Origin of the sequence: Pyxidicoccus xibeiensis (assembly GCF_024198175.1) — a bacterium.
Classification (GTDB): Bacteria; Myxococcota; Myxococcia; order Myxococcales; family Myxococcaceae; genus Myxococcus; species Myxococcus xibeiensis.
In genome coordinates this window covers 753,971-777,489 of sequence record NZ_JAJVKV010000004.1, presented here as the reverse complement: position 1 = coordinate 777,489, position 23,519 = coordinate 753,971, and the positions used below count along the sequence as shown (strand labels likewise).

Genomic DNA, 23,519 nt, shown 5'->3' with positions numbered 1-23,519 from the left:
CGCCGCACGCTGGAGCATCCGGCCTCAGTCCCCCTGCCGCACCAGCGGGGCGAGGATGTCTCGCCAGTGGGAGTAGATGGCGAAGTGCCCGCCTCCAGGGCGGAAGTGGGGCACCGCGCGCGGAATCCGCGTGGCCAGGTACTCGCCCATCTGCAGCGGGACGATGCTGTCCCCCTCCCAGTACCAGAGGTCCACCTCGCAGCGAATCTCCTCCAGCGGGACGTCCCACGGTGCCGCGAGGATGTGCGCCTCGCGCCGCATGCCCGCCACGCCATTGCGCGTGGCCTCGCGGCGCCAGCCCTGCACCTGCGCGGCGATGAGCGGGTCCGCCAGCACGGCGCGGTCATCCGCGGACGCATGCGCCAGCACCGCCGCCAGCGCGCGCTTCGGGTCGGCGCGCACCTGCCGGTCGTGCATGGCCATCAGCGGGTGCAGCAGCCACTCGGGCCACGCCGCCATGGAGTACGCGTTGCGGTAGTCCTTGTTCACGCCCTCCATCGCCCCCCGGCGCTTCAGCGGCGAGGCCCCGGAGACCATGGCCGCTCGGGTGAGGCGCGCCCCCAGCTTCCACGCGCTGGCCGCCACGTACGGCCCGCCCGCGGACACGCCGAAGAGGGCGAAGCGGCCCACCTTCAGCGCGTTGGCGAGCTGCTCGAGGTCGTCCGGGAAGTCCAGCAGCGTGCGCCCGGGCTGGTAGTCCGACAGCCCGTAGCCCGGCCGGTCCGGGGTGATGAGCCGCACCCCCAGCCCGTGCGTGAGCCGGTCATCCGGGTGCCGCATGTACCGCGAGCCCGGGTTGCCGTGGATGAAGAAGACGGGCAGCCCCTCCAGGTCTCCGGACTCGACGTACGCGAGCCGCCGTCCGTCCCGCAGGCGGATGGAGCCCTCGCGGACCTGTACTCCTGCTCCTGATGCTGTATCGGCGGTGGGAATCATGGCTCCATCGGTTTCGAGCGCTCGCCAATCCACGAGGCGATGGAGGGCCATACCACCGTCGCGCCCTTGCTGGAGGCGGACAGGCCGATGTGGCCCACCGGGTAGCGCCGCGTCTCGCAGTCCTTCGAGCCCACCAGCGACGGCAAGGGCTCACTCATGGCGGGGAAGGCGATGGTGTCGTGCTCGGCGACGACGTTGAGCACCGAGGCCTGGATGCGGCCCAGGTCGATGAACCGCTCGCCCACCTTCATCTGCCCCTTGGGGAAGAGGTTCTGCTGGTAGCAGTCCTTGATGTACTGGCGATACACCTCGCCGGGGAAGGGCACCGGGTCCGCGCCCCAGCGCTCCATGGCGAGGAAGGTGGTGACGAAGTCCGGGTCGTCGATGCGGCGGCACACCTCCAGCCAGCGCGTCACCCGCTGCACGGGCGCGGCCATGAGGAAGCCGCTCTCCAGCACCTTGGTGGGCACGTTGCCGTAGGCGTCCACCAGCGAGTCCACGTCGAAGTGGTCCGCCGCCGTCCACAGCGTGTAGACGCCGCCCTTGCTGAAGTCCACGGGCGTGGCCTGGGCCACCAGGTTGCGCACGCCCTCGGGGTAGAGGGACGTGTAGGTCAGGGCCATGGTGCCGCCCATGCAGTAGCCGTAGAGGGTGAGCTCGCGGCTCTTGCTCACGCGCAGCGTCCACTGCACCGCCGTCTGGATGAGGTTGCCCAGCAGCTCCGCCCAGTCGATGCGCTCCTCGTTGGCCCCGGGCACGCCCCAGTCGATGGCGTAGACGTCGTAGCCCTCCTTCGTGAGGTGCTCGATGAGGCTGCGGCCGGGCAGGAAGTCGAGGATGTACCAGCGGTTGATGAGCGAATAGACGAAGAGGATGGGCGTGCGGTAGCGCCGCCGGGGCGCCGCGTAGCGCAGCAGGCGCATGCTGCCGCGCGTGTACACCACCGTGTGGGGCGTCGCGCTGATGGGCGGCTCGCGCACGCCGGACGCCTTCTCGATGAGGGGCTTGAGGTACGGGTAGGGGTTGAAGGGCCGGGCCTTGAGCACCCGGGCGACGGCGCGGGGAAGGTCGAGCTGGCCCGCGACGAACGAGCGCAGGCGCTGTGTGGTGGACGCGGTCATGTCAGTCGCGGCGGGAGGACGGAGCGCGCCCCTTGGGGCGGGCCTCGGAAGGAGTCGTGTCGGGCGGGGAGGTGGGTGCTCCCTGCTGGGGCTGGAGCAGGTCGACCACCGTCTCCAGCTGGGTGCCGAGCGCCTCGACCTGGTCATTCATCCGGCGGAGCTGGTCTCTCAGCTCGTCCACCTGGGACGGCGTGGGCAGGCGCAGGGTGCGCAGGGTGCGCTCCATCAGCCCCTTGCGACGGATGCGGACGTTGAAGCCCTGGCGCATGAGCGAGCCGCTGACGCGCAGGTAGGTGGGGCTCTCGGCGACGCGCGCGACCACCTTGGTGAGGCCCTGCTCGGCGCGGGTGAAGACCTTGCCCGTGCGCGTCTGAGGGTGGGTGAGGTTTCCCAGCAGCTTGAGGCCGCGGGCGAGGAGCCCGAGGTTGGGAGGGGGGCGGTCCGGCTGACTCATGGGCTGGAAGGTTACCTCAAGGCGGGAATGCCTGGAGGCTTGCCACACCGGGAGTGCTCGGGGAGCATCCGTCGTCATGGGAAACATGGTCATCGCCGTCTACCGCCCCCGGGAGGGCCGGGCGTCACAGTTGCTGGAGCTGGTGCGCGAGCACGTGCCCGCCCTGAGGAAGCTGGGGTTCGCCACGGCGCGAGCGCCGCTGGTGATGCGGGCGAAGGACGGCTCGCTGGTGGAAATCTTCGAGTGGGTGTCCGCCGAGGCGGTGGAGAAGGCGCACCACAACCCCGAGGTGCAGATGCTCTGGCAGGGCTTCGAGGAGGTCGCCGAGTGGACCTCGCTCGGTTCGCTGGAGGAGGCGAAGACGCCCTTCTCGCACTTCGAGCTGGTGGAGCTGTAGCCGGCGCTCACAGCTCCCAGAGCAGGGCCAGCTTCAAGGCAAGCTCCTCGAAGGGCTCGGCGCGTACCTCCGCATCGCCCTCGTACACGCCGAGTCTCGTCCAGCCGCTTCCCTCCAGCCGGTAGACCTCCAGCGTGTAGCGGCGGGGGTTCACGAGCCAGTAGTGCTTCACGCCCTCGCGCGCGTACACCTCCATCTTGAGGGTCCGGTCCAGCTTCACCGTGGAGGGAGAGAGCACCTCACAGACCCAGTCGGGCGCGAGCGTCACTCCGACGTCGCTCGGCAGCTCGGGCATCCGCTCGCGCCGCCAGCCCGCGAGGTCGGGCTCGAGTCTGTCTTCGCCCAGGTGCAGATTGGGCTCCACCAGGAAGACCCATCCGCCGAGTCCCCCGATGCCGAGGTCGAACGGACCGAGCAGTGCTCCGAGTCGATACATCGCCCTCGAATGAGGGACCGCGCCATTGGGGCTCACATAGAGCACGCCGTCGATGATCTCCCCTTTGACGCCTTCGGGAAGTCTCTCCCGGGCCGCGTTGAGGAGCTCCAGCCCCGCCTTGTCGCTCATGTCTCCAGGATGCGGCCCTGCCCCGTTCGTCGCAACCTGCTCCTCGCCCTGCACATGGAGGTCTTCGCTCATGTGTCCAGCATGCACCATACCTCTGACATCCTGTGCGTGCGGGACAATCTCCCGGGTAACTCACGAAAAAGCCGTGCGCGCCCTCAGTCCGCGGATGCGTAGCGCTCGAAGGTCCGGGGAATGCCCTCGTCCTCGTCGACGTCGCGGAAGGTGACGGGGATGCTGACGCCGCCCTTCTCCACGTCGAAGTGGATGTGGCCGGTGAGGCTGTTGCCCACGTTGCCGACCAGCGCCAGCTGCTGGCCCTGCTTCACCGGGTCGCCCGTGTCGACCTTCGCGCTGCCCTGCGAGATGTGGAAGTAGCGCCCCACCGTGCCGTCACTGTGCGTCACCTCGATGCGGTTGTTCGGCTTGCCCTTGCCGTTGCCGTCGTGGCTGTCCTCCACCCGCGTCACCGTCCCCGCGCGCGCCGCGAGCACCGGGGTGCCGCACTGGCGCCGGAAGTCCCAGGCGAACGCCTCGTCCTCCTTGTGGTTGAGGTTCGAGTTGTTCCCCTGCACCACCCACGAGCGGCCCTCGTCCGGGTACGGAAGCCGGTAGGGCGAGCTCGCCGCGCTCGGGTAGCTCCCGTCGTCGATGGAGCCGCGCAGCAGCACCCACGCCCCGAGCCAGATGACACCCCACAGGCCATACACCACCGCCCCCGTGACGATGAGCTTGCGCGTGCCGCGCGGCTCCAGGTGCCGTCCGCCCTCCGCCGTCATGTCGCTCGCGAAGAGGGGCGCGACGAACCACGCGCCCAGGCACAGCACGCTGCCCACCAGCCCACCCCAGTGGTACAGCCCCGACAGCCACACGGGCCCGCAGGAGGCAAAGGCCCCGAAGCCGAACGCGAACGCCGTGACGATGGACAGCGCCGCTCCAATCATCGGAAGCAGGCCCACCCAGAACAGGCTCGCGTCGAGCCTCCGCGACTCGCCTTTGAGCACGGGCACGGTGCGCCGCACGCCCTGGAGCAGCAGCAGGATGAAGGCACCCCACGCGAGGATGGCCACCACCGCCGTGGGCACCATGGGGCCGTCACCGGTGAGCCCCGCGAAGGACGCGCCGAACATCACGCCCGAATAGACGAGCAGCAGGATGAGGAGGGCCAGTGCCGCCGTTGCATAGTGGTTCATCGCGTTCCCCCTCGCCGTGCACGGGCGCGAAGGCCCGTGCCGCGGCGCATGGCTTCTCATGGGGGGAACGACGGACGGGGCGCGTGTCCTCCGCAACCAGGGCCCGCGTCCGGCCGGGGCCTTCACCGGACGCCGGGGCTGTCGCGAGAGGACCGGCCGGACGTCAGCCCTGCCGCTTTATCGGGAGCGGCCCGAAGGACTGCACCACCGGCATCAGCGACATGACGTTGATGTTCACGTGCGCCGGGCGCGTCGTCACCCAGTGCACCGTGTCCGCGATGTCCTCGGGCGTCAGCGGCTGCGTGTTCGCGTACAGCGACGCGGCGCGCGCCTCGTCACCCTTGAAGCGGACGTTGGAGAACTCGGTGCCGCCCACCAGCCCCGGCTCGATGTCCGTCACGCGCACGGCGGTGCCGTGCAGGTCCGCGCGCAGGTTGAGGCTGAACTGGTGCACGAAGGCCTTGGTCGCGCCGTACACGTTGCCGCCGGGGTAGGGGAACTCGGCGGCGATGGAGCCCATGTTGACGATGTGGCCCCGGTTGCGCGCCACCATGCCGGGCAGCACCGCATGCGTGCAGTACAGGAGGCCCTTCACGTTGGTGTCCACCATCTTGTCCCAGTCCTCCACGCGCGCCGTCTGCGCCAGGTCCAACCCCAGCGCCAGGCCCGCGTTGTTGACCAGCACGTCCACCTCGGCGAAGTCCGCGGGCAGCGAGCCCACGGCGCGCGCCACGGCCTCGCGGTCCGTGATGTCGAGCGTCACGGGCAGCAGCCGCTCCCCGAACTCCGCCCGCATGGCCTCCAGCCGCTCGGTCCTCCGGCCGGTGGCGATGACGCGCGCGCCCTCCTGGATGAAGCGGCGGGTGATGGCCAGCCCGAAGCCGGCCGTGGCTCCGGTGACGAGGACGTTCATGGGGGTGGCCACTCAGTCGTCCTCGCCCTGGTAGATGCAGCCGCTGGTGCACGTCTCGCGGACCACCACCCTGCTGAGCAGGGGCAGGGTGGGACGCAGGCGCTTCCAGATCCACCGCGACAGGTTCTCGCTGGTGGGGTTGTCCAGGCCCTCAATCTCGTTGAGGTAGTAGTGGTCCAGCTTGAGCCGCAGGGGCTCGAAGGCCTCCTTGAGGTCGGCGAAGTCCATCACCCAGCCGGAGCGCTCGCCTACCGGGCCGCGCACGTGGATTTCCACCCGGTAGCTGTGCCCGTGCAGCCGGCTGCACTTGTGGTTGGTGGGCACGTGGGGCAGCCGGTGGGCGGCCTCGAAGGTGAACTCCTTGAAGATGTCCAAGGCAACTCCTGACAGCGGGTGGGGCGCGGCTCATATCCCGCGCGCTCCTCCCCTCGTCAAGGAACGCTCAGCTGCGCCGCGAGCACGGGTTCACCGCCCGCCCACGCGCATGTCCGCCCGCTCCCGCCCGGACCGGCCTTCTCCCAGGGTGAAATAGCGGCGCCTTCCGTCGGGAATATCTCCCCCTTCACGCGCCCACATTGAGCCGAAGTCCTGCGAATGCGCTCACCGATTCGCATCAGCGAACCTTCTTCGCCGCCCTTCCAACCTCCTGGAATCCTGTGCGCCGGTTACTCCCCCAGCGGCCCGGCAGGCATGGGTTGCCGTCGGGCGCGGGAATGAACAGCGCGCCCCTCCGCATTGGCGGCCGTCCCCGCGAGCGCCTCATGCGTCGCGACCCACACAAGGAGTCTCACAGGATGCGCCAACGGACACCGCTGAAGAGGGTCATCTGCTCCGCAGTCCTGCTCAGCCTCGCCGGCTGTAACGGCAAGAGCGAGCTTTCGCAGGACAACGGCGCACGTCCCGTCCCGGACGAGACCCCTTCGACGGGAATTCCGCCCATCGCGCAGCCCGAGCTCCCCGGCACCTCCGACGACGACGAGACGCCGACTCCCACGCCGCAACAGCCGGGCCCGCTCCCGCCCATCCCGCAGCTCCCCACCACCCCCACGCCGACGCCGACGCCGACCCCCACGCCGACGCCGACGCCCCCTCCCGCGCCGCAGCCCCAGTACTCGCGCATCCTCTGGGTGGCGCCTGGTGGCAGTGACAGCGCCTCCGGCACGGAGCGCGCGCCGCTGCGCACCGTGACGCGGGCGCTGGAGCTCGTCGCGCCGGGCGAGGCCGTCTATCTCAAGACGGGGACGTACTCCGAGCGGCTGAAGCTGGAGGAGAAGGGCGGCTCGGAGGCCTCACCGCTCACGCTGAAGGCGGCGCCCGGCAACACCCCGGTGGTGAAGCCCACCGGCAGCGGCACGTCGCTGGTGGACGTGCGCGGCGCGTACTGGCGCGTCGAGGGGCTGACGCTCGACCTGGCGGGCAATGCCTCCTTCGCGGTGCTGTGGCGCGGCGTGGGCTCGCACCATGGCGTGCTGAAGAACTCCATCCTGAAGAACGGCACGGCGGGCGCGGGCGTCAACGTGTCGGAGAAGGCCAGCGACGTGCTCATCGAGGGCAACGTCATCTCCCACTTCAACCGCAACGGGGACGACAGCCACGGCGTCATCCTGCAGACCACCGCGCGCAACGTGGTGGTGCGCGGCAATGACATCCACCACAACTCCGGAGACGGGGTGCAGTGCATCGGGCCCGAGGGCGGCGCCACCGTCTCCGGCACGCCCTTCGACAACCTCCTGGTGGAGGACAACGAGCTGCACGAGAACAGCGAGAACGGCGTGGACGTGAAGACGTGCACCCGCGTCACGCTGCGCGGCAACATCATCTTCGGCCACAAGTCCTCGTCCAGCTCGCGTGGCGAGGGGGTGGTGGTGCACCTGTCCGCGAAGGACGTCACGCTGGAGGACAACGTCCTCTACAACAACGGCCGCGCCATCAGCATCGGCGGGGTGCGTGAGGGGGCGCCGCCCACCAACATCACCATCCGCCGCAACCTCGTGCGGGACGCGCTGAGCGGGAGCGAGGAGGGCAGCGGCATCCGCGTGGACACCTCGTCCAACGTGAAGGTGCAGCACAACACCGTGTGGAACGTTCCCGGCCCGTGCCTCATCTTCGGCCATGGCGACACCGGGGCCAGCGCCGGCCTGGACATCCGCAACAACGTCTTCGCCGGGTGCGGCGTGGCGGTGCGCGGGGGCCCTGGCCGCTCCGGCGCGGTGGTGGACGCCAACCTCTACTTCCGCTCCAGCGGGTCGGCCCTCTTCCGGCTCGACGGCGCGGACATGGACTTCGCGGACTGGAAGTCGGGCAGCGGCCTGGACCGCCGCTCGCTGGAGAAGTCCCCGGCCTTCCTCAACATCGACACCGGGGACTTCCGCCTGGGGGCCAGCTCGCCTGCTCGCAATGTGGGCCTGTCCCTGGGCCTGAGCCACTGCGGAGCCGCGCCGGACCTGGGTGCCTTCGAGTCTGACTGCCCCTGAGCCGCCAGGGCGTGTAGAGTGGGGTTCCCCATCTCCCCTGGACCCCACCTCCCCCGTGCCGTCCTCGCTGGAATTCGCTCTGGGCATCACCCTGGTGCCCCCCAATTCGCCCGCGCGTGAGGCGCTGACCGCCTCGGCGGCACGTGCGGGATTGCGGGTGGTGGATGGCCTGGAAGGCGCCTCCCTCGCGCTGGTGGACCTCACCGTGCCCGGCAGCGAGTCCTCGCTGCGGGCCCTGCGTGAGGACCCCCGGGCCTCCTCCCTCGCCCTGGTCGTCCTGACGGAGCCGGGGGAGGCGGGCTTCGCCGCCGCGGAGGCCCTCAAGCCCGCGGACGTCCTCTGCGTGCCGGTGGTCGTCCACGAGCTCGCCTGGCGGCTCCAGTGCGCCGCCGAGCGCTGCCTGGAGCGCGAGGAGCAGGAGCGCGGGCAGACAGACCTGGCCCTCCTGCTGGAGCTGACGGCGGACTACGCGGAGACCTCCGACGTGGAGGCGCTCCTGCACGGCGTCACCCGCCGGCTGGCGGAGAAGCTGGACATCGCCCGCGCCACGCTGGTGATGCTCGGCCGCAACGCCGACGAGGGCATCATCGTCGCCGCCAGCGACGACCCGACCCTCAAGGACCTGCGCATCGAGCTGTCGCGCTACCCCGAGATTCGCGAGGTGATGCGCACCGGCAAGCCCGTGGTCATGCAGGAGGCGCCCACCCACCCGCTGCTGGGGGACGTGGAGCGCCGGGCCGTGGCCGCGCGGGGCATCCACGCGATTGCCGCGCTGCCCCTGCCCATCCGCGGCCAGGTGCGCGGCGTGCTGCTCTTGCGCGCGGCGGGGACGCGGCGGACCTTCACCTCGCGGGAAATCGAGTTCCTCACCACCGTGGCGCATGCCACCGCGGTGGCGCTGCGCAACGCGTCCGTGCTCCAGTCCGTGCGCGGGCAGACGGAGGCGGAGAAGACGGCCCGCCTGGCCGCCGAGGAGCAGGCGGCGTCGTTCAAGCCCTACCAGCTCTTCTTCGCGCACGTCAGCGAGGGCGTGGCCATCCTCGACGACAAGGCGTGCGTGCTGTCGCTCAACCCGTCGGGCGCGGCCATGCTGGACATGCCCGCGCCGGACGCGCGGGGCCGCCACCTGCACCAGGTGACGCAGCCGGTGGACGAGTGCGTGCTGATGGAGCTGGTGACCACCGCGTCGCGCGGCGAGGCCCGCTCCGGCGTGGACGTGGAGGTGAACACCCCCGCGGGCCGCCGCCTGACGCTGTCCATGTCCGCCGCGCCGCTGCGGGACGAGGACGCCGCCACCATCCTCTCCTTCCGGGACGTCACGGACGCGCGCAAGCTGGAGTACGAGCTGCGCCAGACGAAGGACTTCCTGGAGCGGCTCATCGACTCGTCGGTGGACGCCATCATCGCGGCGGACCTGAAGGGGCGCATCATCCTCTTCAACAAGGGCGCGGAGGCGATGTGCGGCTACACGTCGCAGGAGGCCCTGGGCGGCCTCACCGTGGACCAGCTCTATCCGCCCGGGGTCGCCCGCCGCATCATGGGCATGATTCGCAGCCCGGAGCATGGCGGCAAGGGCCGGCTGTCCCTCACCCGCGAGGAGCTGGTGCACCGCTCCGGGGAGCGGGTGCCGGTGAACATGACGGCCTCCATCGTCTACGAGGGCGGCCGTGAGGTGTTCAGCGTGGGCATCTTCACGGACCTGCGCGCCCGGATGCAGCTGGAGCGCAAGCTGTCGGACGTGGAGACGCGGCTGGAGGAGAGCGAGAAGAGCGCCGTCATCGTCGCGCTCGCCGGCACGGCCGCGCACGAGCTGAACCAGCCGCTCACCTCGGTGATGGGCTACGCGGAGCTGCTCAAGCGGAAGCTGAAGGAGGAGGACTTCGCCTGGAAGCCGGTGGACATCATCTACCGCGAGGCGGAGCGCATGGCGGAGATCGTGCGGAAGATCGGGAAGATCACCCGCTACGAGACGAAGTCGTACATGGGGGCGCAGCAGATTCTCGACCTGGACAAGGCCTCCTCCCATGAAGACTGAGCCTCGCGTCGTGCGCATTCCCGGCGGCCCCTCGCCCGAGTCCTTCCAGGCCTTCTTCGAGGCGCTCGACGCGCCCGCGGCCATGTGCGACCCCAACCTGAGGTTGGTGGCCGTCAACGAGGCCTTCCGCCGCTTCTGTGCGGACCACCACGTGTCCGTGGATGACGTGGCGCGTGCGCTGACGGGCGCCAGCGCTCCCTCGGATGGTGGCAGCTGTGACGTGGAGCTCCTGTCCGACCTGGCCGGCGTGGTGTTGACGCTGTCGCGGCGTGGGGACGTGGTGGCGGTGCGCGCGCGCAACGAGCCGGAGCTGGCGCGCAACCGGCTGGTGGTGGCGGAGCGGGCCCTGCTGGAGCAGGCGCGCACGGAGAGCGTGCTGCTGGATCTGGGCCGCAGCGTGGCCGAGTCGGGTGGCGAGGAGGAGCTGGTCGCGGCGGTGGCGCGCGGGGTGAAGGAGCTGTTCCCCGGGCGCTCGTTCTGCATCCGGATTACCGACGCGCGCACCGGCGGGCTGACGTCGCTCTATGCGGAGGGCCGGCTGAAGGAGGGCGCGCACGAGCCGCTGGCGCTGCTCCAGCGCGCGGTGGACAAGACGAACCTGTCGCAGGCGGCGCTGCCCGCGGGCCGGGTGGCGGTGCTCAGCGAGGTGCCGCTGCTGTTCGAGGGCAGCACCCACGGGGTGAGCGCGCCGCTGGTGGCGAGCGGGCAGCTCTTCGGCGCCGTCAACATGGAGTACCCGGAGGGCTTCGACGCGGACGTGCAGCACGACGAGCGCGTGCTCCTGCAGCTGGCCAACCAGGTGGCCGTGGCGGTGAAGAACGCGAAGCTCATCGACGAGCTGACCTTCGTCCGCAAGTACCTGGAGGACCTGCTGGAGAAGGCCAACGCCCTCATCCTGGTGGCGAGCCGGGACAAGCAGGTGGTGGTCTTCAACCAGGCCATCAGCGCGCTCACCGGCTTCCGGAAGGAAGACGTGCTGGGCAAGGACCTGTTCTGGCTGGTGCCGGAGAGCGAGCACCTGCGGCTGACACAGGTCATCGCGTCGGCGATGCGCGGCGAGTCGGTGAACAGCTTCGAGACGCGGCTGCTGGCCCGCGACGGCGGCGAGGTGCGCGTGTCGTTCGCCACCTCCTCCATGCTCACCCAGCACGGTGAAGTCGAAGGCGTCATCGCCATCGGCCAGGACATCACCGTGGTGAAGGAGCTGGAGAAGCGCATCATCCACGCGGAGAAGCTGGCCTCCATCGGCCAGCTCGCCGCCAGCGTGGTGCACGAAATCAACAACCCGATGACGGCGGTGGCGACGTACGCGGACGCGCTGCTGCAGCGCTCTCGGACGACGCCGGGGGCGAACCCGGCGGACCAGGAGAAGCTGAAGAAGATTCTCGAGAGCAGCCACCGCATCCTGCGCTTCACGCGAGATTTGGTGAGCTACGCGCGGCCGGCGCAGGACAAGCCGGAGAAGGTGCAGCTCAACGCCGTGGTGGACATGGCGGTGGGCTTCTGCGAGCACGTGGTGGCGCAGGCGCGCGTCAGCGTGCACCGCGAGTACTCGGAGCTGCCGCCGCTGTCCGCGGTGCGCGCGAACCTGGTGCAGGTGTTCGTCAACCTCATCACCAACGCCTGCCACGCGATGCAGCCGGGCGGCGCGGTGTACCTGACCACGGGGAAGGACGGTCAGGACGCGGTGGTGACGGTGCGCGACACCGGCACGGGCATCGACCCCAAGCACCTGCAGAAGATCTTCGAGCCGTTCTTCACCACCAAGCCGGAGGGGAAGGGCACCGGCCTGGGGCTGTCCATCTGCCAGGGGATTGTGGAGAACCACGGTGGACGGCTCACCGTGGAGAGCTGCGTCGGTGCTGGCACCACGTTCACCGTGCGGCTGCCGCTGGCGGTGGGCTGAGACGCGGGGGCCGCTGTCCCTGGGCCTGGAGGACGGGCTCCGGCCTCAGCGGCCCGTCATCAGCGCGTTGAGCTCGGGGTAGGGCAGTGCGCCCTCGCCCAGCGGCGCGGTGGCTCCGTCACGGAGGAAGGCGGCGGCCAGCGAGGCCGTCCTGCCGAACACCGCCTGGGCGATGCCGGAGCCCGCGCTCAGCCGGCGGACTCCCAGCGCCTGGAGCTCCGCCACGGTTGGCAGGCCGGGCCTCGCCATGACGTTCAGCGGGAGCTTCGTCCCCGAGGCGAGGGCCCGGATTTCGGCGGCGTCCGTCACTCCCGGCACGAAGAGGCCATCGGCTCCGGCGGCGCGGTAGCGCTCGGCACGCGCCAGCGCCTCCTCGACCTGGCGCCCCTTGGGGGCCAGGCCGCGCAGATAGACGTCCGTGCGGGCGTTCACGAACAGGTCCACGCCGAGCCGGGCGGCCGTGCGCTTCACGGCCTCAATCTTGGCGCTCAGCAGCTCCGGGGCTCCCCCACCGTCCTCGAGGTTGATGCCCACCGCGCCCGCGTCGATGACCGCGGCGATGGCTTCGCCCACGGCGGCGGGGTCGCTCGAGTAGCCGCCCTCCACGTCCACGGTGAGCGGTACCTTCGTCACGCGGGTGATTGCCGCCACGGTGGCGACCAGCAGCTTCACCGGCAACGCGTCTCCGTCCATGTAGCCGTGAGCCCACGCGACGCCGGCGCTGGTGGTGGCGAGGGCCTTCGCGCCCTGGCTCTCGATGACTCGCGCGGTCCCCGCGTCCCAGGCGTTGGCGAGGAGCAACAGCCCTTCGGCGTGAAGCTGGCGAAACACCTGCGCGTTCTTGGAGGCGTGTGAGGTCATGAAGCATCTCCGTTGAGAGTGATTGAAGACTTCCGACGCCGCTGGAGGCTCGGAGGTGGGGCGAGGAGCTAACGGGCAGACGCCTGCCGCGCACCCGGATGTGCCCGGGATTCGTGGGCGAGCAGCCAGCGCTTCCGCTCGAGGCCGCCTCCGTAGCCGGTGAGAGAGCCGTTGGCTCCCACCACGCGGTGGCACGGGACGACGATGCCCACCGGGTTCGCGCCGTTCGCGAGGCCCACGGCCCGCACGGCGGCGGGGCGGTCGATTCGCTTCGCCAGCTCGGAGTAGGAGACGGTGGCGCCGCAGGGGATGTCACGCAGCGCGGCCCAGACCGTGCGCTGGAAGGGCGTGCCGCCCGTCTCCACTGGCAGGCGGGAGATGACGCCGAGGTCTCCCTCGAAGTAGGCGGCCATCACCTTCGTGAGGCCTCCGGGATTCCGTGCCGGCTCCAGCGCGAAGCCGTGCTCGCCATAGTGCAGGCGCAGCAGCCGCTGGAGGCGGGACTCGTAGTCGGTCCAGTCGACGGCGCGCAGCCGGCCTTCTCGGTCCGCGACGATGACCAGCTCGCCTATCGGCGTGTCGGTCCGGTCGATGAGCAGACGCAGGGGCTCAGCCATGACGGGCCTCCGGTGGAACGCGCGTTCCCTTCGGCAGGGTGGTGCTGTCCATGAGTGGCGACAATGCCTCAGCCATGACGGGCCTCCGGCGCTGGCTCCTCCGCTTCGGCGCTGCGGTGCCGTCGCGATGGGCAGGCATGGCCTCTCCCATGACGGACTCTCGCGGCGCGTGCGCTGTGGTGCGGTCGATGCTCGGAGACGGGAGGTCAACCAGGAGGGGACTTTCTCTCGGACGCGCTCCGGCGGCGTCCGCGGCCCACAGGTGCTGCGCGGCGTAGGCCCGCCAGGGCCGCCATGGCTCGGCACGCTGGAGCAGGTCCTCGGGTGTCGGCCGCTCACCCGCCCCGTTCGCCGCGCCCCTGAGCAGCGCGATGTCACTGGCGGGAAACGCGTCTGTCTCCCGCAGCGCGCGCAGCGCGATGTACTGCGCCGTCCACTCGCCCACGCCCCGAATCGCGCGCAGCCGCGCAATCGCCTCCTCCACGGTGCCGGAGGGGCGGAACAGGTGGGGGTCCGCGAGCGCCGCCTCCGCCAGCGCCTTGAGCGAGGCCCTCCGAGCCGAGGGCATGCCGAGCGCACCCAGGTCGGCCCTGGCCACCTGCTCGGCGGAAGGAAACGCGCGCGTCAGCCTCGCGTGGAGGCTCGCGGGAGCGGGAAGGGGCTCACCACACAGCGCCACCAGCTGGCCCGCGAGCCGGCGCGCGGCGACGACGGTGACCTGCTGGCCGAGGATGGCGCGTACCGCGAGCTCGAAGCCGTCCCACCCTCCCGGTGCACGCAGGCCGGGCCGCTGCGCCAGCAGGGGCGCCAGGAACGGGTCTCGCGAGAGGTGGGCACCAATGGCCTCGATGTCCGCACCCACGTCGAACACCCGCCGCACGCGGGCCAGGATGGCCGGCAGGGCTTTCACGCTCGGGAAGCGGACCGTCACCACCAGGTTGTCCCGCGCAGGCTCGTGGCGCACCTCCACGGTGCCGAGCCTGCCCTCATGCGCCACGGTGCGCCGGTAGCTCCCGGCTGCAACCTGCTCCACGCCATCGATGGCGCGCGCCTCCAGGTACGCGAGCATCGCGGGCCAGTCATACGGTGGCCGGTAGCGAAGTCGCAGTGTGACACCTGCCTCCGCGACGGAGCCCTCCGGAAGCTCCGTCTGGGCCTTGCGGCGCAGCTCTCGCGGCGGACGGTGGAACAGGTCATGGAACGTCTCGTTGAAGCGCCGGACGCTGCCGAATCCGGACGCGAGCGCCACCTCCGCCATGGGCATCCGCGTCTCCTGGAGGAGCTGCTTGGCGAAGAGCACGCGCCGCGTCTGTTCGACGGCGATGGGCGACGCCCCCAGGTGCTGCTTGAACAGTCGGCGGAGCTGTCTCCCGCCCACGCCCAGGCGCTCGGCCAGCGCGTCGACTCCCGCCTCACCCCCGTCCAGGCCACCGTCCGCGATGAGCGCCAGGGCCCGGGAGACGGTGCTGGAAGTTCCATTCCAGGAGGCCAGGTCCGGCGCCGTCTCGGGGCGGCAGCGCAGGCACGGCCGGAAGCCCTCCTCCTGCGCGGCGGCGGCCGACGCATAGAAGCGGCAGTTCTTGAAGCTCGCGGTGCGTGCGGGGCAGATGGGGCGGCAGTAGATGCCCGTCGAGGTCACCCCGACGAACAGCCGTCCATCGAACCGCGCATCGCGGGTCTGGAGGGCGCGGTAGCACGCGTCGCGGTCGAGCAGGTCCATGCGCGGACTCTTCTCACGTCGCCCGGATGCGCTCTCGCGGTTTTCGGACATGGACACCCCGTCCGAGCGTGGCACAGGAAACCACGTGGAGCCATGCGTGCTGGACGCACGGAGCGGGCCCGGGTGTCACGGCTCGTCCGTGGGGAACCCAGGACGGCGTGACGTAGACTCGAGCCGTGACGGCCCCTTCCACCGCCTCGACGTGGCTCCGCCGGGCGGGTGGACTGCTCATGGCCCTCGGGGCACCGGTCCTGCTCCTCGGCCTCTACGTCGGGATGGGGGCCCGTTGGAGTGGCGACTTCCAGCCCGTCGCGCCGCCTGTCGCCAGCGAGCCCGTCCTCGTGACGACCTGCACGGGTGGCAACTGCACCTCGGCCGTCATGAGCACGGCCGACCACCAGCGGCAGCACCGGGAGAGGGTGGCCCGGAAGGGCGAGTGGGTGGGCTCCGTGTTCCTGGGGCTGGCGTCCTGTGGGGGCGTCGCGCTCGGTCTGGGCGCGCTCGCTCAGCGCGCCTCCCGACGCCGATGAGCCTCAGCGCTCGCCCTCGTCGTCCAGCTCGCGGGTGAACTCGTCCTTCGTCAGCAGCCCCTTGCGCGCCATGATGCGCATCAGCGCCCAGAACTTGCGCTCCAGCTCCTCGATGCGGTCCGGGTCCTCGCGAGCCTGCCCGAAGAGGAAGTCCAGGTCGTCCAGCACGCCACCGCCGCTCGCCGCCGGCTTCGGCTTCGCGGTCGCCTGCCCCCGCCGCTGCTTGCGCTGCTCCTCCCGCTCGCGGATCAGCTCCGCCAGGGACGTGCGCTGCGTGGTCTCTCCCGGAGGCAGCTCCTCTCCGACGATGACCTCGTCGTCGTCCTCCTCCGGGGGCGGCGCCGCCCGGGCCTTCTGCACGGGGGGCGCGACGAGCGGCTTCACAGGCGCGGGCCGGGACGCGCCCGGCGCCGCCGTGGCTGCGGTGTTCGCCGCGGCCACCGGAACCTTGTGGTAGTAGCGCAGAATCGCGCTGCGCACCGCCGACAGGGCCGCCACGCGCACGTTCACCTTGAGTCCGCTGGTGAACTCGATCTCCTCCACCGCCGTCACGTTGAGCGGATCACTCATCGCCACCACGAGCTGCCGCCGCCCGCCCACGCTCTCCAGCGCGTAGGGGAACAAATCGTGCTGCTCGCAGAAGCGGGCCCGCAGCAGGTGCACCGCCGCCCACTCGGGAGTGACTGCCGCCAGGTCCACCTGCTGCAACCCCAGGGCCTGGCTCAGCACGCCCGCGAGCGTCGCCTCCGTGATCGCCCCCTGCGCGATGAGAGTGGCCCCCAGTCGCTGCCCGGATTTGCGGTGCGCCGCCAGCCCCGCCTCGAGCTGCGCAACGCTGATCGCCCGCTGCTCCAACAGCAGCTCGCCAATGCGCTTCCTCGCCATGGCGGGCGGAATTAGCACGCGTTCCGGAACCCAGGAAGCAGGCGCGTTGTCACATCCGCCGTCGGTTGGGAATCCCCCCGAAAATGCCTGCCTTGCTGCTGGGGAGACCACCTGGCAAGGGGTGGTCCGGCGCAAAATTCCTATGAGATTTCAGCACTTAACGTCACTGGGCGCGCCTTGACACCCCTGGCTCGCATTCCTAAAGTCGGCACCACCGTTTTCAACATCCATTCCTGTCGCCCATGAGGGCGGAACAACCGCCTGGGGGGGCGTCAGGCAATGGTGGCCCGGATCACCGGGCCAAGCCGCGCAGTGGAGGCATCACGCGATGAACCTGGGGTTTCTGACGAATCTGACCGTACTCGCGAATACCGGCGGCCCGGAGCGAGGCTTCTTCGAGGAAGTCGCGAAGCGCTGGGAGGCCGGTCAGTGGGGTATGTACCCCATCGCGGTGTGTCTCGTTATCGCACTCGCCATCATGGTCGAGCGCGGTATCGTCCTCTTCGGCAAGGCTTCCATCAACAAGGAAGCCTTCCTCCGGGGCCTGAAGAAGCACATCTACGCGGGTGACCTGGACAAGGCCATCAACTACGTGGCCGGCCAGAAGTCCACGCCGCTCACCAACGTCATCAAGGCCGGCCTGATGAACGTGCCGAAGGGCAACGACGAGGTCCAGGCGGCCCTCGACGAGGCCAGCCTGCGCGAGACGCCCCGTCTCGAGGCGCGCACCGGCTACCTGGCCATGCTCGGCAACGCGGCGATGCTCGCCGGTCTGCTCGGCACCGTGTCGGGTCTCATCTCCTGCTTCGAGGCCGTGGCCAACGTGAACCCGGCCGACAAGGCGACCATTCTCGCCAACGGTATTTCCGAAGCCATGAACTGCACGGGCTTCGGGCTCGTGACGGCAATCCCGGCGCTGGTGGCCTTCTCCGTGCTGATGGGCCGCACGCAGGCGCTCATCAACGACATCAACGAGACGAGCGTCTCCGTCCTCAACCTCATCGTGGCCAACAAGGACAAGTTCAAGAACATGAACGTGCCCTCGGCGACCCACCACGAGGAGTAGTCCCTTCCGGAACCCGGAGTCCGGGCGCGCTGTCAGGTCCCCATGTGGGGAACGCGCGGCGCGCCCAGCCCACTGCAATCTCACTGCTCGTTACTGAGCACGGCCGAAGGAGAAGAACGCCATGGCCGGCGGAATGGACACAGGTCAAGGTGGCAAGGGCAAGAAGTCGCTCGACGTCGCCATCAACCTGACCGCTTTCATTGACCTGATGGCGGTGACCATCAGCTTTCTCATCATGACGGCAGTCTGGACCCAGATTGGCCGCCTCCAGGTCTCCCAGGCGGGAGGCCCCTCCACGGAGGAGGAGCAGAAGGTGGAGGAGACCAAGACGGTCCAGCTCAACCTGCTGATTACTCCCACGGAGCTGCGGCTGACGGCGGACCAGAGCGCCTTCGACCCGATTCCCCTCACCCAGGACAGCAAGGGCAAGACCGACCTGACCAAGCTGGTGGCGCGCTTCAAGGAACTGAAGGCGCAGCTGCCGGACCAGACGGCCATCACCCTGCAGCCCGAGGACAAGGTCCGCTACGAGATCCTGGTTCGCATCATCGACGAGTGCATCGGCGCTGGGCTGCCCCAGGTGTCGGTGTCCGCGGCGATGGGCTAGCCATACACGGAGCAAGCACACGTCATGGCCATCCAGGTCCCAGGCAAGCGGTACGGCAAGCGCCTCCAGCATTCCAAGGTGTTCGGACACGGCGGACACGGGAAGAAGAACGGCTACGCCGACCTTCTCATCACCCCGCTGGTCGACATGTTCGTCATCATCGTGCTCTTCCTCATCGCGAACTTCTCCGCGACGGGCGAGGTGCTGATGATGACCAAGGACATCGAACTTCCCGAGGCGGCGAACGTCAAGGAAGTGGAGATGCACCCCGTCGTCATGGTGTCCAACGACCAGGTCAGCGTGTCGGGCACCATCGTGGGTCGCGTGGAGGACTTCTCCAAGGACGAGTACCTCAACATTCCCGCGCTGGAGGAGAAGCTCCGGGACATGAAGAAGCAGTACGAGGACCTCCACGCCATGGCGAAGGACGACGCCAACGGCTTCAAGGGCGACATCAACATCCAGGCTCACAAGGATGTGGAGTACGCCATCATCAAGCGGGTGATGTTCAGCTGCGCCACGGCCGGCTACAACAACATCAACTTCGCGGTGATGACCGTCGCGGGTGATGCGCCGGCGGGCCCCACGGCCCAGGTGACGCCGTAGTCCTCAGCTGAGCGGGCCCCAAAGCCCCGAACGCCCTGGCCCGGTTGGCCAGGGCGTTTTCGTTTTTCCGCGGGAGACCCATCCATGCAGCTACGCGCCGTCGTCTTCGACCTCGATGGGACGCTGGTGGACTCGCTGGGGGACATCGCGGATGCGATGAACCACGCCCTGGCGCACCATGGCCTGCCCACGCACCCGGAGCCCGCCTACCTGCGCTTCGTGGGTGAGGGTGTGAAGGAGCTGGTGCGCCGGGCGGTGCCGGCCGGGCGTGACGACCTGCTGGAGCCGGTGCTGGCCACGTACCGCGCGCGCTACGACACGCACCTGTTCGACCGGACGGCGCCGTACCCCGGTGTCGTGGAGGTGCTGGCCGCGCTCGCGGAGGACGGCGTGCGGCTGGGCGTGCTGAGCAACAAGTCGGACGGCTTCGTGAAGCGGCTGGTGGAGCGGCTGCTGCCGGGCGTGCGCTTCGATGCCGTGTATGGCGAGCGGCCGGGCGTGCCTCGCAAGCCGGACCCCACGGCGGCGCTGGCCCTGGCGGCGGAGCTGGGCGCGCAGCCCGGCGTGTGCGGCTTCGTGGGCGACACCTCCATCGACATGGACACGGCGCGCGCGGCGGGGATGTACGGCGTGGGCGTCACCTGGGGCTTCCGGGACGTCTCCGAGCTGCGGGCCCATGGTGCGCGGGCGGTGGCCACCACCGCGGACGAGCTGCTGGCGGCGCTGCGCACCGCGCGGACCTGACGGCGCGGGCGTGCTTCAGGAGCTCCGCCGCACCTGCTCCCTGCGCAGGGTGCCTGGCGTGCGCCCGTAGCGCAGCCTGAAGGCATTGCCCAGGTGGCCCTGGTTGGCGAAGCCGGCCTCCAGCGCCACCTCGGCCAGCGGCAGCCGCGTGTCCAGCAGCAGCGCGAGCGCGTGCCGCAGCCGGACCTCCTGCTGGTGCTGGTGGATGCCCGTCCCCATCACCCGGCGGAACACCCGGCTCGCGTGGAAGACGGAAACGCCCGCGCTCCGGGACAGCTCCTCGAGGGTGACGCGCGAGTCGAAGCGGAGCGCCACCTCGTGGGCGATGGCTTCGGCGATGGTCCGCTCGCGCGGGCTCGGCGCGGTGGCGCCCTCCGGATGCGTAGAGGGCGCCACGGCGAGGGACAGCGCCTCCTCGACTTCGATGCGCTCCACGGACTCACGGCGGGCCACGCGGGCGAGCACTGCCTGGAGGCTCACGTAGGCCTCCGCGCTGACGGAGAAGGTGGCCGCGCCCGGGTCCATCCACCGGCGCACCCAGGTGCCGCGCACGGAGAGGCAGGCGTCTCCGCCGCCGTGGGGGTGGCTGATTTCACAGGGCTGGTGCGAGCGCATCAGCAGGCCGACGCCGGGGCCCACCACCGCGCGCGTCCTGGCGTCGCGGAACTGGAAGCGGCCGTGGAGCGCGAGCACCAGCCGCTCGCCTTCCGCGGCCTCTTCCTCGAGGCGCGGGCCGTCGTGGCCATCGCAGGTCACCCGGGAGAGCTGGAGGTCCGGTTCGCTCAGCAGGAGCGAGGCGTGCAGGCGCGGCATGGGCCCACCATCTCCCGGCAGCCGGGAGCCGGCAAGCGTGAGGTCGGCAACGCCGACAGCAAGGATGTGTAAGACGCGCCGCGCGGACCTGCCTACCTTGCGTGTCGAGACCGGCGATGTGCCGGCGGACCTTTCCCAGGGGCACCCTCATGACCTCCCAGCGTCCCGATGTGACTTCCGACAAGGCCCCTGCGTGGCGGTGTCTGCGCGCGCTCGTCTGGCGGCAGCTGGACGCCACGGGGAGCGAGTACTTCGAGCTGCGCGAGTCCGGCGAGGGCTGGCAGCTGGCCGGCTCCGTGGTGCTCGTGGAGGACGGCGCCCCCTTCGCGGTGGACTACACCGTGACGTGTGACGGGCAGTGGGCCACGCGCGAGGCGCGCATCCACCTGCGGCGTGGGGGCGTGGCGCAGTCGCTCCACCTCCGCGTGGATGCGCAGCGGCGCTGGTGGCGGGGCGACGAGGAGGTGCCCCAGTTCCGCGGGCTCACCGACGTCGACCTGGCCTTCACGCCCTCCACGAACACCCTGCCCATCCGCCGGCTCGCGCTGGACGTGGGGCAGGGGAGCGACGTGACGGCCGCGTGGGTCCGCATGCCGGATCTCTCGCTGGAGCCGCTGCCGCAGCGGTACACGCGCCTGACGCAGTCACGGTACCGCTACGAGAGCCGCGGCGGCAGCTTCACCGCCGAGGTGGAGGCGGACGCGCACGGGCTCGTCATGACCTATCCGCCCGGCTGGGAGCGCATCGCCGATACCGGCCGCTGAGCCGGAGCAGTCACCCGGCACGCGTGAGGGCCACACGCGGCGCGCTTGCGCACGCCCGGGTCGCGCTGTGCAGGAAGGGGCCACCTTCCCGGACGCCCGCGGAGGCCGCGCCGTACTTCACCCCTGACCCGGATGCACCGGGTCCCATCCACGAGGAAGTCATCATGTCGCGTCACGAAGCCCCGCTCGCCGAGCGGGCAATGGAACTGCTGCGCGCGGAGGGGCCGCTGTCCACACACGCGGACAAGCTGGACCTGTTCGGCCGCTTCATCGGCGCGTGGGACGCCGACGTCGTGTTCTACGGCGAGGACGGGGCGGAGGTCTTCCGCCAGCCCGGAGAGTGGTCCTTCTCCTGGGCGCTGGACGGCAGGGTCATCCAGGACGTGCTCGTCTACCCCAACGCCGAGGCAGGCATGAGCGCGGCGGTGGGGCAGCGGCGCATCGGCACCACGCTGCGCCACTTCGACCCGAAGAATGACTCCTGGCGCGTCATCTGGCTGGGCGCCACCACCGGCTTCCTCGCCGTCCTCACCGGCAGGCCCGTGGGCGACGAAATCCACATCGAGGGGAAGGACCCGGACGGCCACCTCCTCCGCTGGATGTTCACCGCCATCACCCAGGACTCGTTCCTCTGGCGCGGCCTCCTGTCCAAGGACGGCGGTGCCACCTGGCGCTTGACGCAGGAGATGCCCTGCCGCCGCCGCGCGGCCAGCACCTGACGTCACGCGGTCCGCGCGAGCGCCTCCGCGGGCAGCTCGATGAGGAACTCCGTGCCCTGGCCCACCTGGCTGTTCACGGACAGCGTGCCCCCGTGCTTGTGCACCAGGGCGGAGACGATGGCGAGCCCCAGCCCCGTGCCCTGCGTCTTCGTGGTGAAGAGGGGCTCGAAAATCTTCGACAGCACCTCCTCGGGGATGCCCGGCCCGTCGTCCACCACGCGGATGCGCCAGGGCAGCGCGTCGCCGCCCTCCGCGTGGATGCGGACATTGCCGTTGCCGCCCGGGGGCACCGCCTCCACGGCGTTCTGCACCAGGTTCACCAGCACCATGCGGAACAGCTCCCGGTCCAGCAGGGGCACCGGGAGCGAGTCCGGCACCGTGTTGTGCACGCGCACGCCCGCGCGCTGGGGCACCACGCCGACGACCTCGTCCACCAGCGGGCGCAGCGCGCACGGGGCCAGCTGGGGCGGACGCTCGCGCGCGAAGTCCAGCACGTCCGAGATGATGCGGGCACACACGGCCAGCTCCCGCTCCGTCACGTCCAGGCAGTGGAGGATGCGCGAGTCCGTCAGCGCGCCCTGGAGATTCGACACCCGCAGCAGCACACAGGACAGCGCCGTGCGCGCCGCGGCGAGCGGGTTGCGCAGCTCATGGCTGATGCTCGCCGCGAGCTGGCCCACGCTGGCCAGCTTCTCCATGCGGGAGAACTGCTGCTGGAACTCGCGCAGCTCCTGCTCGGCGCGGACGAGCGCCTGCTCCTGGCTGTGGACCTTCTGCTCGTGCGCCAGCTCCGCCTCCGCCCGGCGCTCCGCCGTCTCCCACGCCTCTCGCCGGGCGACGCGGCACCCCGCGATGAGCACGCTGTCGGTGAGCACCACCCAGAAGGCGAGCTCCAGGAAGCGCCACCACTCCGCCTCCACCACGCCGTAGACGGACTCCGGCCACAGCAGGCCCCGGGCGAAGCGGTCCAGGATGATGGTGACGCTCGCGGACAGCAGCACCCACGGGTCCCGGTAGAAGGCGAGGAAGGCCAGCGACGCGAAGATGTGGAAGTGCGTCTCGATGCGCCCGGCCGTCAGGTGGATGAGCAGCGCCGACCAGAGCATCTGCGACAGCCCCACCACGTGGCGCGTGAGCGCCGCCCCCGGACGCCAGTACGCCAGCATGATGGGCAGGGAGCTGATGACCGCTCCCGCCAGGATGGCGGTCTGCACGTGGACGTGCACCGCGTGGACCTTTCCCTCCCACGCGTACGGCGAGAAGGTCCACGCCACCCCCACGGCGAACACCCACTGGCCCACCATCAACCAGGCGAACAACCCATCCACCCGCTGCCAGATGCCCTGCAGCTGTGCGGCGAAGAGCCGCGCCGTGCGCTCGTGAAGCCGTGGTGCCGTCATCTGCATGGGGACTCCTCCAGGCGGGTGTTGGGCACGTGCGGTGCGGTGGGAAGTGACCCGGCCCGGGAGGGGTGGATCCTCCGGGCCTCGCTTCGCCCCCGGAGATGTCTCATGTCACACAGATACATGGACCCACTCGCACCCGCGACGATGTGAGGGATTGAGACACGGTGATTGTCCAGCGTGCCTGGACCGC

Annotated in this window: 24 protein-coding genes; 11 read left to right on the top strand and 13 right to left on the bottom strand. The window is 70.3% G+C overall.

Annotated elements, in window-relative coordinates:
* Positions 1 to 24: 24 nt before the first annotated feature.
* The 3 genes from LXT23_RS21080 to LXT23_RS21070 are packed head-to-tail and all read right to left on the bottom strand — an operon-like array spanning position 25 to position 2,511.
* A complete protein-coding gene (locus LXT23_RS21080) occupies positions 25 to 936 on the bottom strand; it encodes an alpha/beta fold hydrolase (RefSeq protein WP_253982010.1) in 912 nt (303 codons plus the stop codon).
* The gene (locus LXT23_RS21075; protein ID WP_253982009.1) at positions 933 to 2,057 is read right to left on the bottom strand and encodes an alpha/beta fold hydrolase; all 1,125 of its coding nucleotides are present in this window, start codon (positions 2,055 to 2,057) and stop codon (positions 933 to 935) included. The genes LXT23_RS21080 and LXT23_RS21075 overlap by 4 nt, the downstream gene beginning before the upstream one ends.
* 1 nt (position 2,058) lies before the next feature.
* A complete protein-coding gene (locus LXT23_RS21070; protein ID WP_253982008.1) occupies positions 2,059 to 2,511 on the bottom strand; it encodes a hypothetical protein in 453 nt (150 codons plus the stop codon).
* Positions 2,512 to 2,587: 76 nt separating this feature from the next.
* On the opposite strand from LXT23_RS21070, the gene LXT23_RS21065 reads away from it, so the two are divergent.
* Entirely contained in the window at positions 2,588 to 2,908 is a 321-nt protein-coding gene (locus tag LXT23_RS21065) for a hypothetical protein (protein ID WP_253982007.1), read from the top strand.
* A 7-nt stretch (positions 2,909 to 2,915) separates the two neighbouring features.
* On the opposite strand, the gene LXT23_RS21060 is transcribed toward LXT23_RS21065, so the two are convergent.
* The 4 genes from LXT23_RS21060 to queD all read right to left on the bottom strand — a co-directional run bounded on the left by LXT23_RS21060 (position 2,916) and on the right by queD (position 5,951).
* Positions 2,916 to 3,545, bottom strand: coding sequence for a Uma2 family endonuclease (locus tag LXT23_RS21060; RefSeq protein WP_253982006.1), 630 nt, complete (start codon positions 3,543 to 3,545; stop codon positions 2,916 to 2,918).
* An 83-nt stretch (positions 3,546 to 3,628) separates the two neighbouring features.
* A complete protein-coding gene (locus LXT23_RS21055) occupies positions 3,629 to 4,663 on the bottom strand; it encodes a M23 family metallopeptidase (protein ID WP_253982005.1) in 1,035 nt (344 codons plus the stop codon).
* 163 nt (positions 4,664 to 4,826) lie between these two features.
* Entirely contained in the window at positions 4,827 to 5,576 is a 750-nt protein-coding gene (locus LXT23_RS21050) for an SDR family NAD(P)-dependent oxidoreductase (protein ID WP_253982348.1), read from the bottom strand.
* Positions 5,577 to 5,588: 12 nt separating this feature from the next.
* On the bottom strand, positions 5,589 to 5,951 hold the full coding sequence (queD, locus tag LXT23_RS21045) for a 6-carboxytetrahydropterin synthase QueD (RefSeq protein ID WP_253982004.1): 363 nt from the start codon (positions 5,949 to 5,951) through the stop codon (positions 5,589 to 5,591).
* 419 nt (positions 5,952 to 6,370) lie between these two features.
* On the opposite strand from queD, the gene LXT23_RS21040 reads away from it, so the two are divergent.
* Genes LXT23_RS21040 through LXT23_RS21030 form a run of 3 tightly spaced genes read left to right on the top strand, consistent with a single transcriptional unit; the run spans position 6,371 to position 11,991 of the window.
* Complete coding sequence (locus LXT23_RS21040; protein WP_253982003.1) at positions 6,371 to 8,050, top strand: right-handed parallel beta-helix repeat-containing protein; 1,680 nt, start codon at positions 6,371 to 6,373, stop codon at positions 8,048 to 8,050.
* Positions 8,051 to 8,105: 55 nt separating this feature from the next.
* A complete protein-coding gene (locus LXT23_RS21035; protein ID WP_253982002.1) occupies positions 8,106 to 10,085 on the top strand; it encodes a PAS domain S-box protein in 1,980 nt (659 codons plus the stop codon).
* The gene (locus tag LXT23_RS21030; RefSeq protein WP_253982001.1) at positions 10,075 to 11,991 is read left to right on the top strand and encodes a GAF domain-containing sensor histidine kinase; all 1,917 of its coding nucleotides are present in this window, start codon (positions 10,075 to 10,077) and stop codon (positions 11,989 to 11,991) included. The genes LXT23_RS21035 and LXT23_RS21030 overlap by 11 nt, the downstream gene beginning before the upstream one ends.
* Positions 11,992 to 12,036: 45 nt before the next feature.
* On the opposite strand, the gene LXT23_RS21025 is transcribed toward LXT23_RS21030, so the two are convergent.
* From LXT23_RS21025 to LXT23_RS21015, 3 genes are all read right to left on the bottom strand, one after another.
* Entirely contained in the window at positions 12,037 to 12,852 is an 816-nt protein-coding gene (locus LXT23_RS21025) for an isocitrate lyase/PEP mutase family protein (RefSeq protein ID WP_253982000.1), read from the bottom strand.
* A gap of 68 nt (positions 12,853 to 12,920) precedes the next feature.
* Positions 12,921 to 13,469 carry a methylated-DNA--[protein]-cysteine S-methyltransferase gene (ogt, locus tag LXT23_RS21020; protein ID WP_253981999.1) on the bottom strand — a complete coding sequence of 183 codons (549 nt, stop codon included), beginning with the start codon at positions 13,467 to 13,469 and terminating at the stop codon, positions 12,921 to 12,923.
* On the bottom strand, positions 13,462 to 15,189 hold the full coding sequence (locus LXT23_RS21015; protein WP_253981998.1) for an AlkA N-terminal domain-containing protein: 1,728 nt from the start codon (positions 15,187 to 15,189) through the stop codon (positions 13,462 to 13,464). The genes ogt and LXT23_RS21015 overlap by 8 nt, the downstream gene beginning before the upstream one ends.
* A 230-nt stretch (positions 15,190 to 15,419) precedes the next feature.
* Between LXT23_RS21015 and LXT23_RS21010 the strand changes: the two genes are divergently transcribed.
* Positions 15,420 to 15,719 carry a hypothetical protein gene (locus LXT23_RS21010; RefSeq protein WP_253981997.1) on the top strand — a complete coding sequence of 100 codons (300 nt, stop codon included), beginning with the start codon at positions 15,420 to 15,422 and terminating at the stop codon, positions 15,717 to 15,719.
* A gap of 3 nt (positions 15,720 to 15,722) precedes the next feature.
* Here the strand turns inward: LXT23_RS21010 and LXT23_RS21005 are convergent, their stop codons facing one another.
* Positions 15,723 to 16,604, bottom strand: coding sequence for a GspE/PulE/PilB domain-containing protein (locus LXT23_RS21005; protein ID WP_253981996.1), 882 nt, complete (start codon positions 16,602 to 16,604; stop codon positions 15,723 to 15,725).
* A 328-nt stretch (positions 16,605 to 16,932) separates the two neighbouring features.
* Here LXT23_RS21005 and LXT23_RS21000 point away from each other — a divergent pair, with 328 nt between their 5' ends.
* The 4 genes from LXT23_RS21000 (at position 16,933) to LXT23_RS20985 (ending at position 19,627) form a co-directional block, all read left to right on the top strand.
* Positions 16,933 to 17,670, top strand: a complete 738-nt coding sequence (locus LXT23_RS21000) for a MotA/TolQ/ExbB proton channel family protein (protein ID WP_253981995.1) — start codon at positions 16,933 to 16,935, stop codon at positions 17,668 to 17,670.
* Positions 17,671 to 17,791: 121 nt separating this feature from the next.
* A complete protein-coding gene (locus LXT23_RS20995) occupies positions 17,792 to 18,277 on the top strand; it encodes an ExbD/TolR family protein (protein ID WP_253981994.1) in 486 nt (161 codons plus the stop codon).
* A gap of 24 nt (positions 18,278 to 18,301) precedes the next feature.
* Positions 18,302 to 18,883, top strand: coding sequence for an ExbD/TolR family protein (locus LXT23_RS20990; protein ID WP_253981993.1), 582 nt, complete (start codon positions 18,302 to 18,304; stop codon positions 18,881 to 18,883).
* A gap of 84 nt (positions 18,884 to 18,967) precedes the next feature.
* Positions 18,968 to 19,627, top strand: a complete 660-nt coding sequence (locus LXT23_RS20985) for an HAD family hydrolase (RefSeq protein ID WP_253981992.1) — start codon at positions 18,968 to 18,970, stop codon at positions 19,625 to 19,627.
* 15 nt (positions 19,628 to 19,642) lie between these two features.
* Here the strand turns inward: LXT23_RS20985 and LXT23_RS20980 are convergent, their stop codons facing one another.
* Positions 19,643 to 20,440, bottom strand: a complete 798-nt coding sequence (locus LXT23_RS20980) for a helix-turn-helix transcriptional regulator (protein ID WP_253981991.1) — start codon at positions 20,438 to 20,440, stop codon at positions 19,643 to 19,645.
* Positions 20,441 to 20,589: 149 nt separating this feature from the next.
* On the opposite strand from LXT23_RS20980, the gene LXT23_RS20975 reads away from it, so the two are divergent.
* Positions 20,590 to 21,204, top strand: coding sequence for a putative glycolipid-binding domain-containing protein (locus LXT23_RS20975; protein WP_253981990.1), 615 nt, complete (start codon positions 20,590 to 20,592; stop codon positions 21,202 to 21,204).
* A gap of 164 nt (positions 21,205 to 21,368) precedes the next feature.
* Complete coding sequence (locus tag LXT23_RS20970; RefSeq protein ID WP_253981989.1) at positions 21,369 to 21,923, top strand: hypothetical protein; 555 nt, start codon at positions 21,369 to 21,371, stop codon at positions 21,921 to 21,923.
* A 2-nt stretch (positions 21,924 to 21,925) separates the two neighbouring features.
* On the opposite strand, the gene LXT23_RS20965 is transcribed toward LXT23_RS20970, so the two are convergent.
* Positions 21,926 to 23,329: a sensor histidine kinase gene (locus tag LXT23_RS20965; protein ID WP_253981988.1), complete on the bottom strand. Its 1,404-nt coding sequence runs from the start codon at positions 23,327 to 23,329 to the stop codon at positions 21,926 to 21,928.
* Positions 23,330 to 23,519 lie beyond the last annotated feature (190 nt).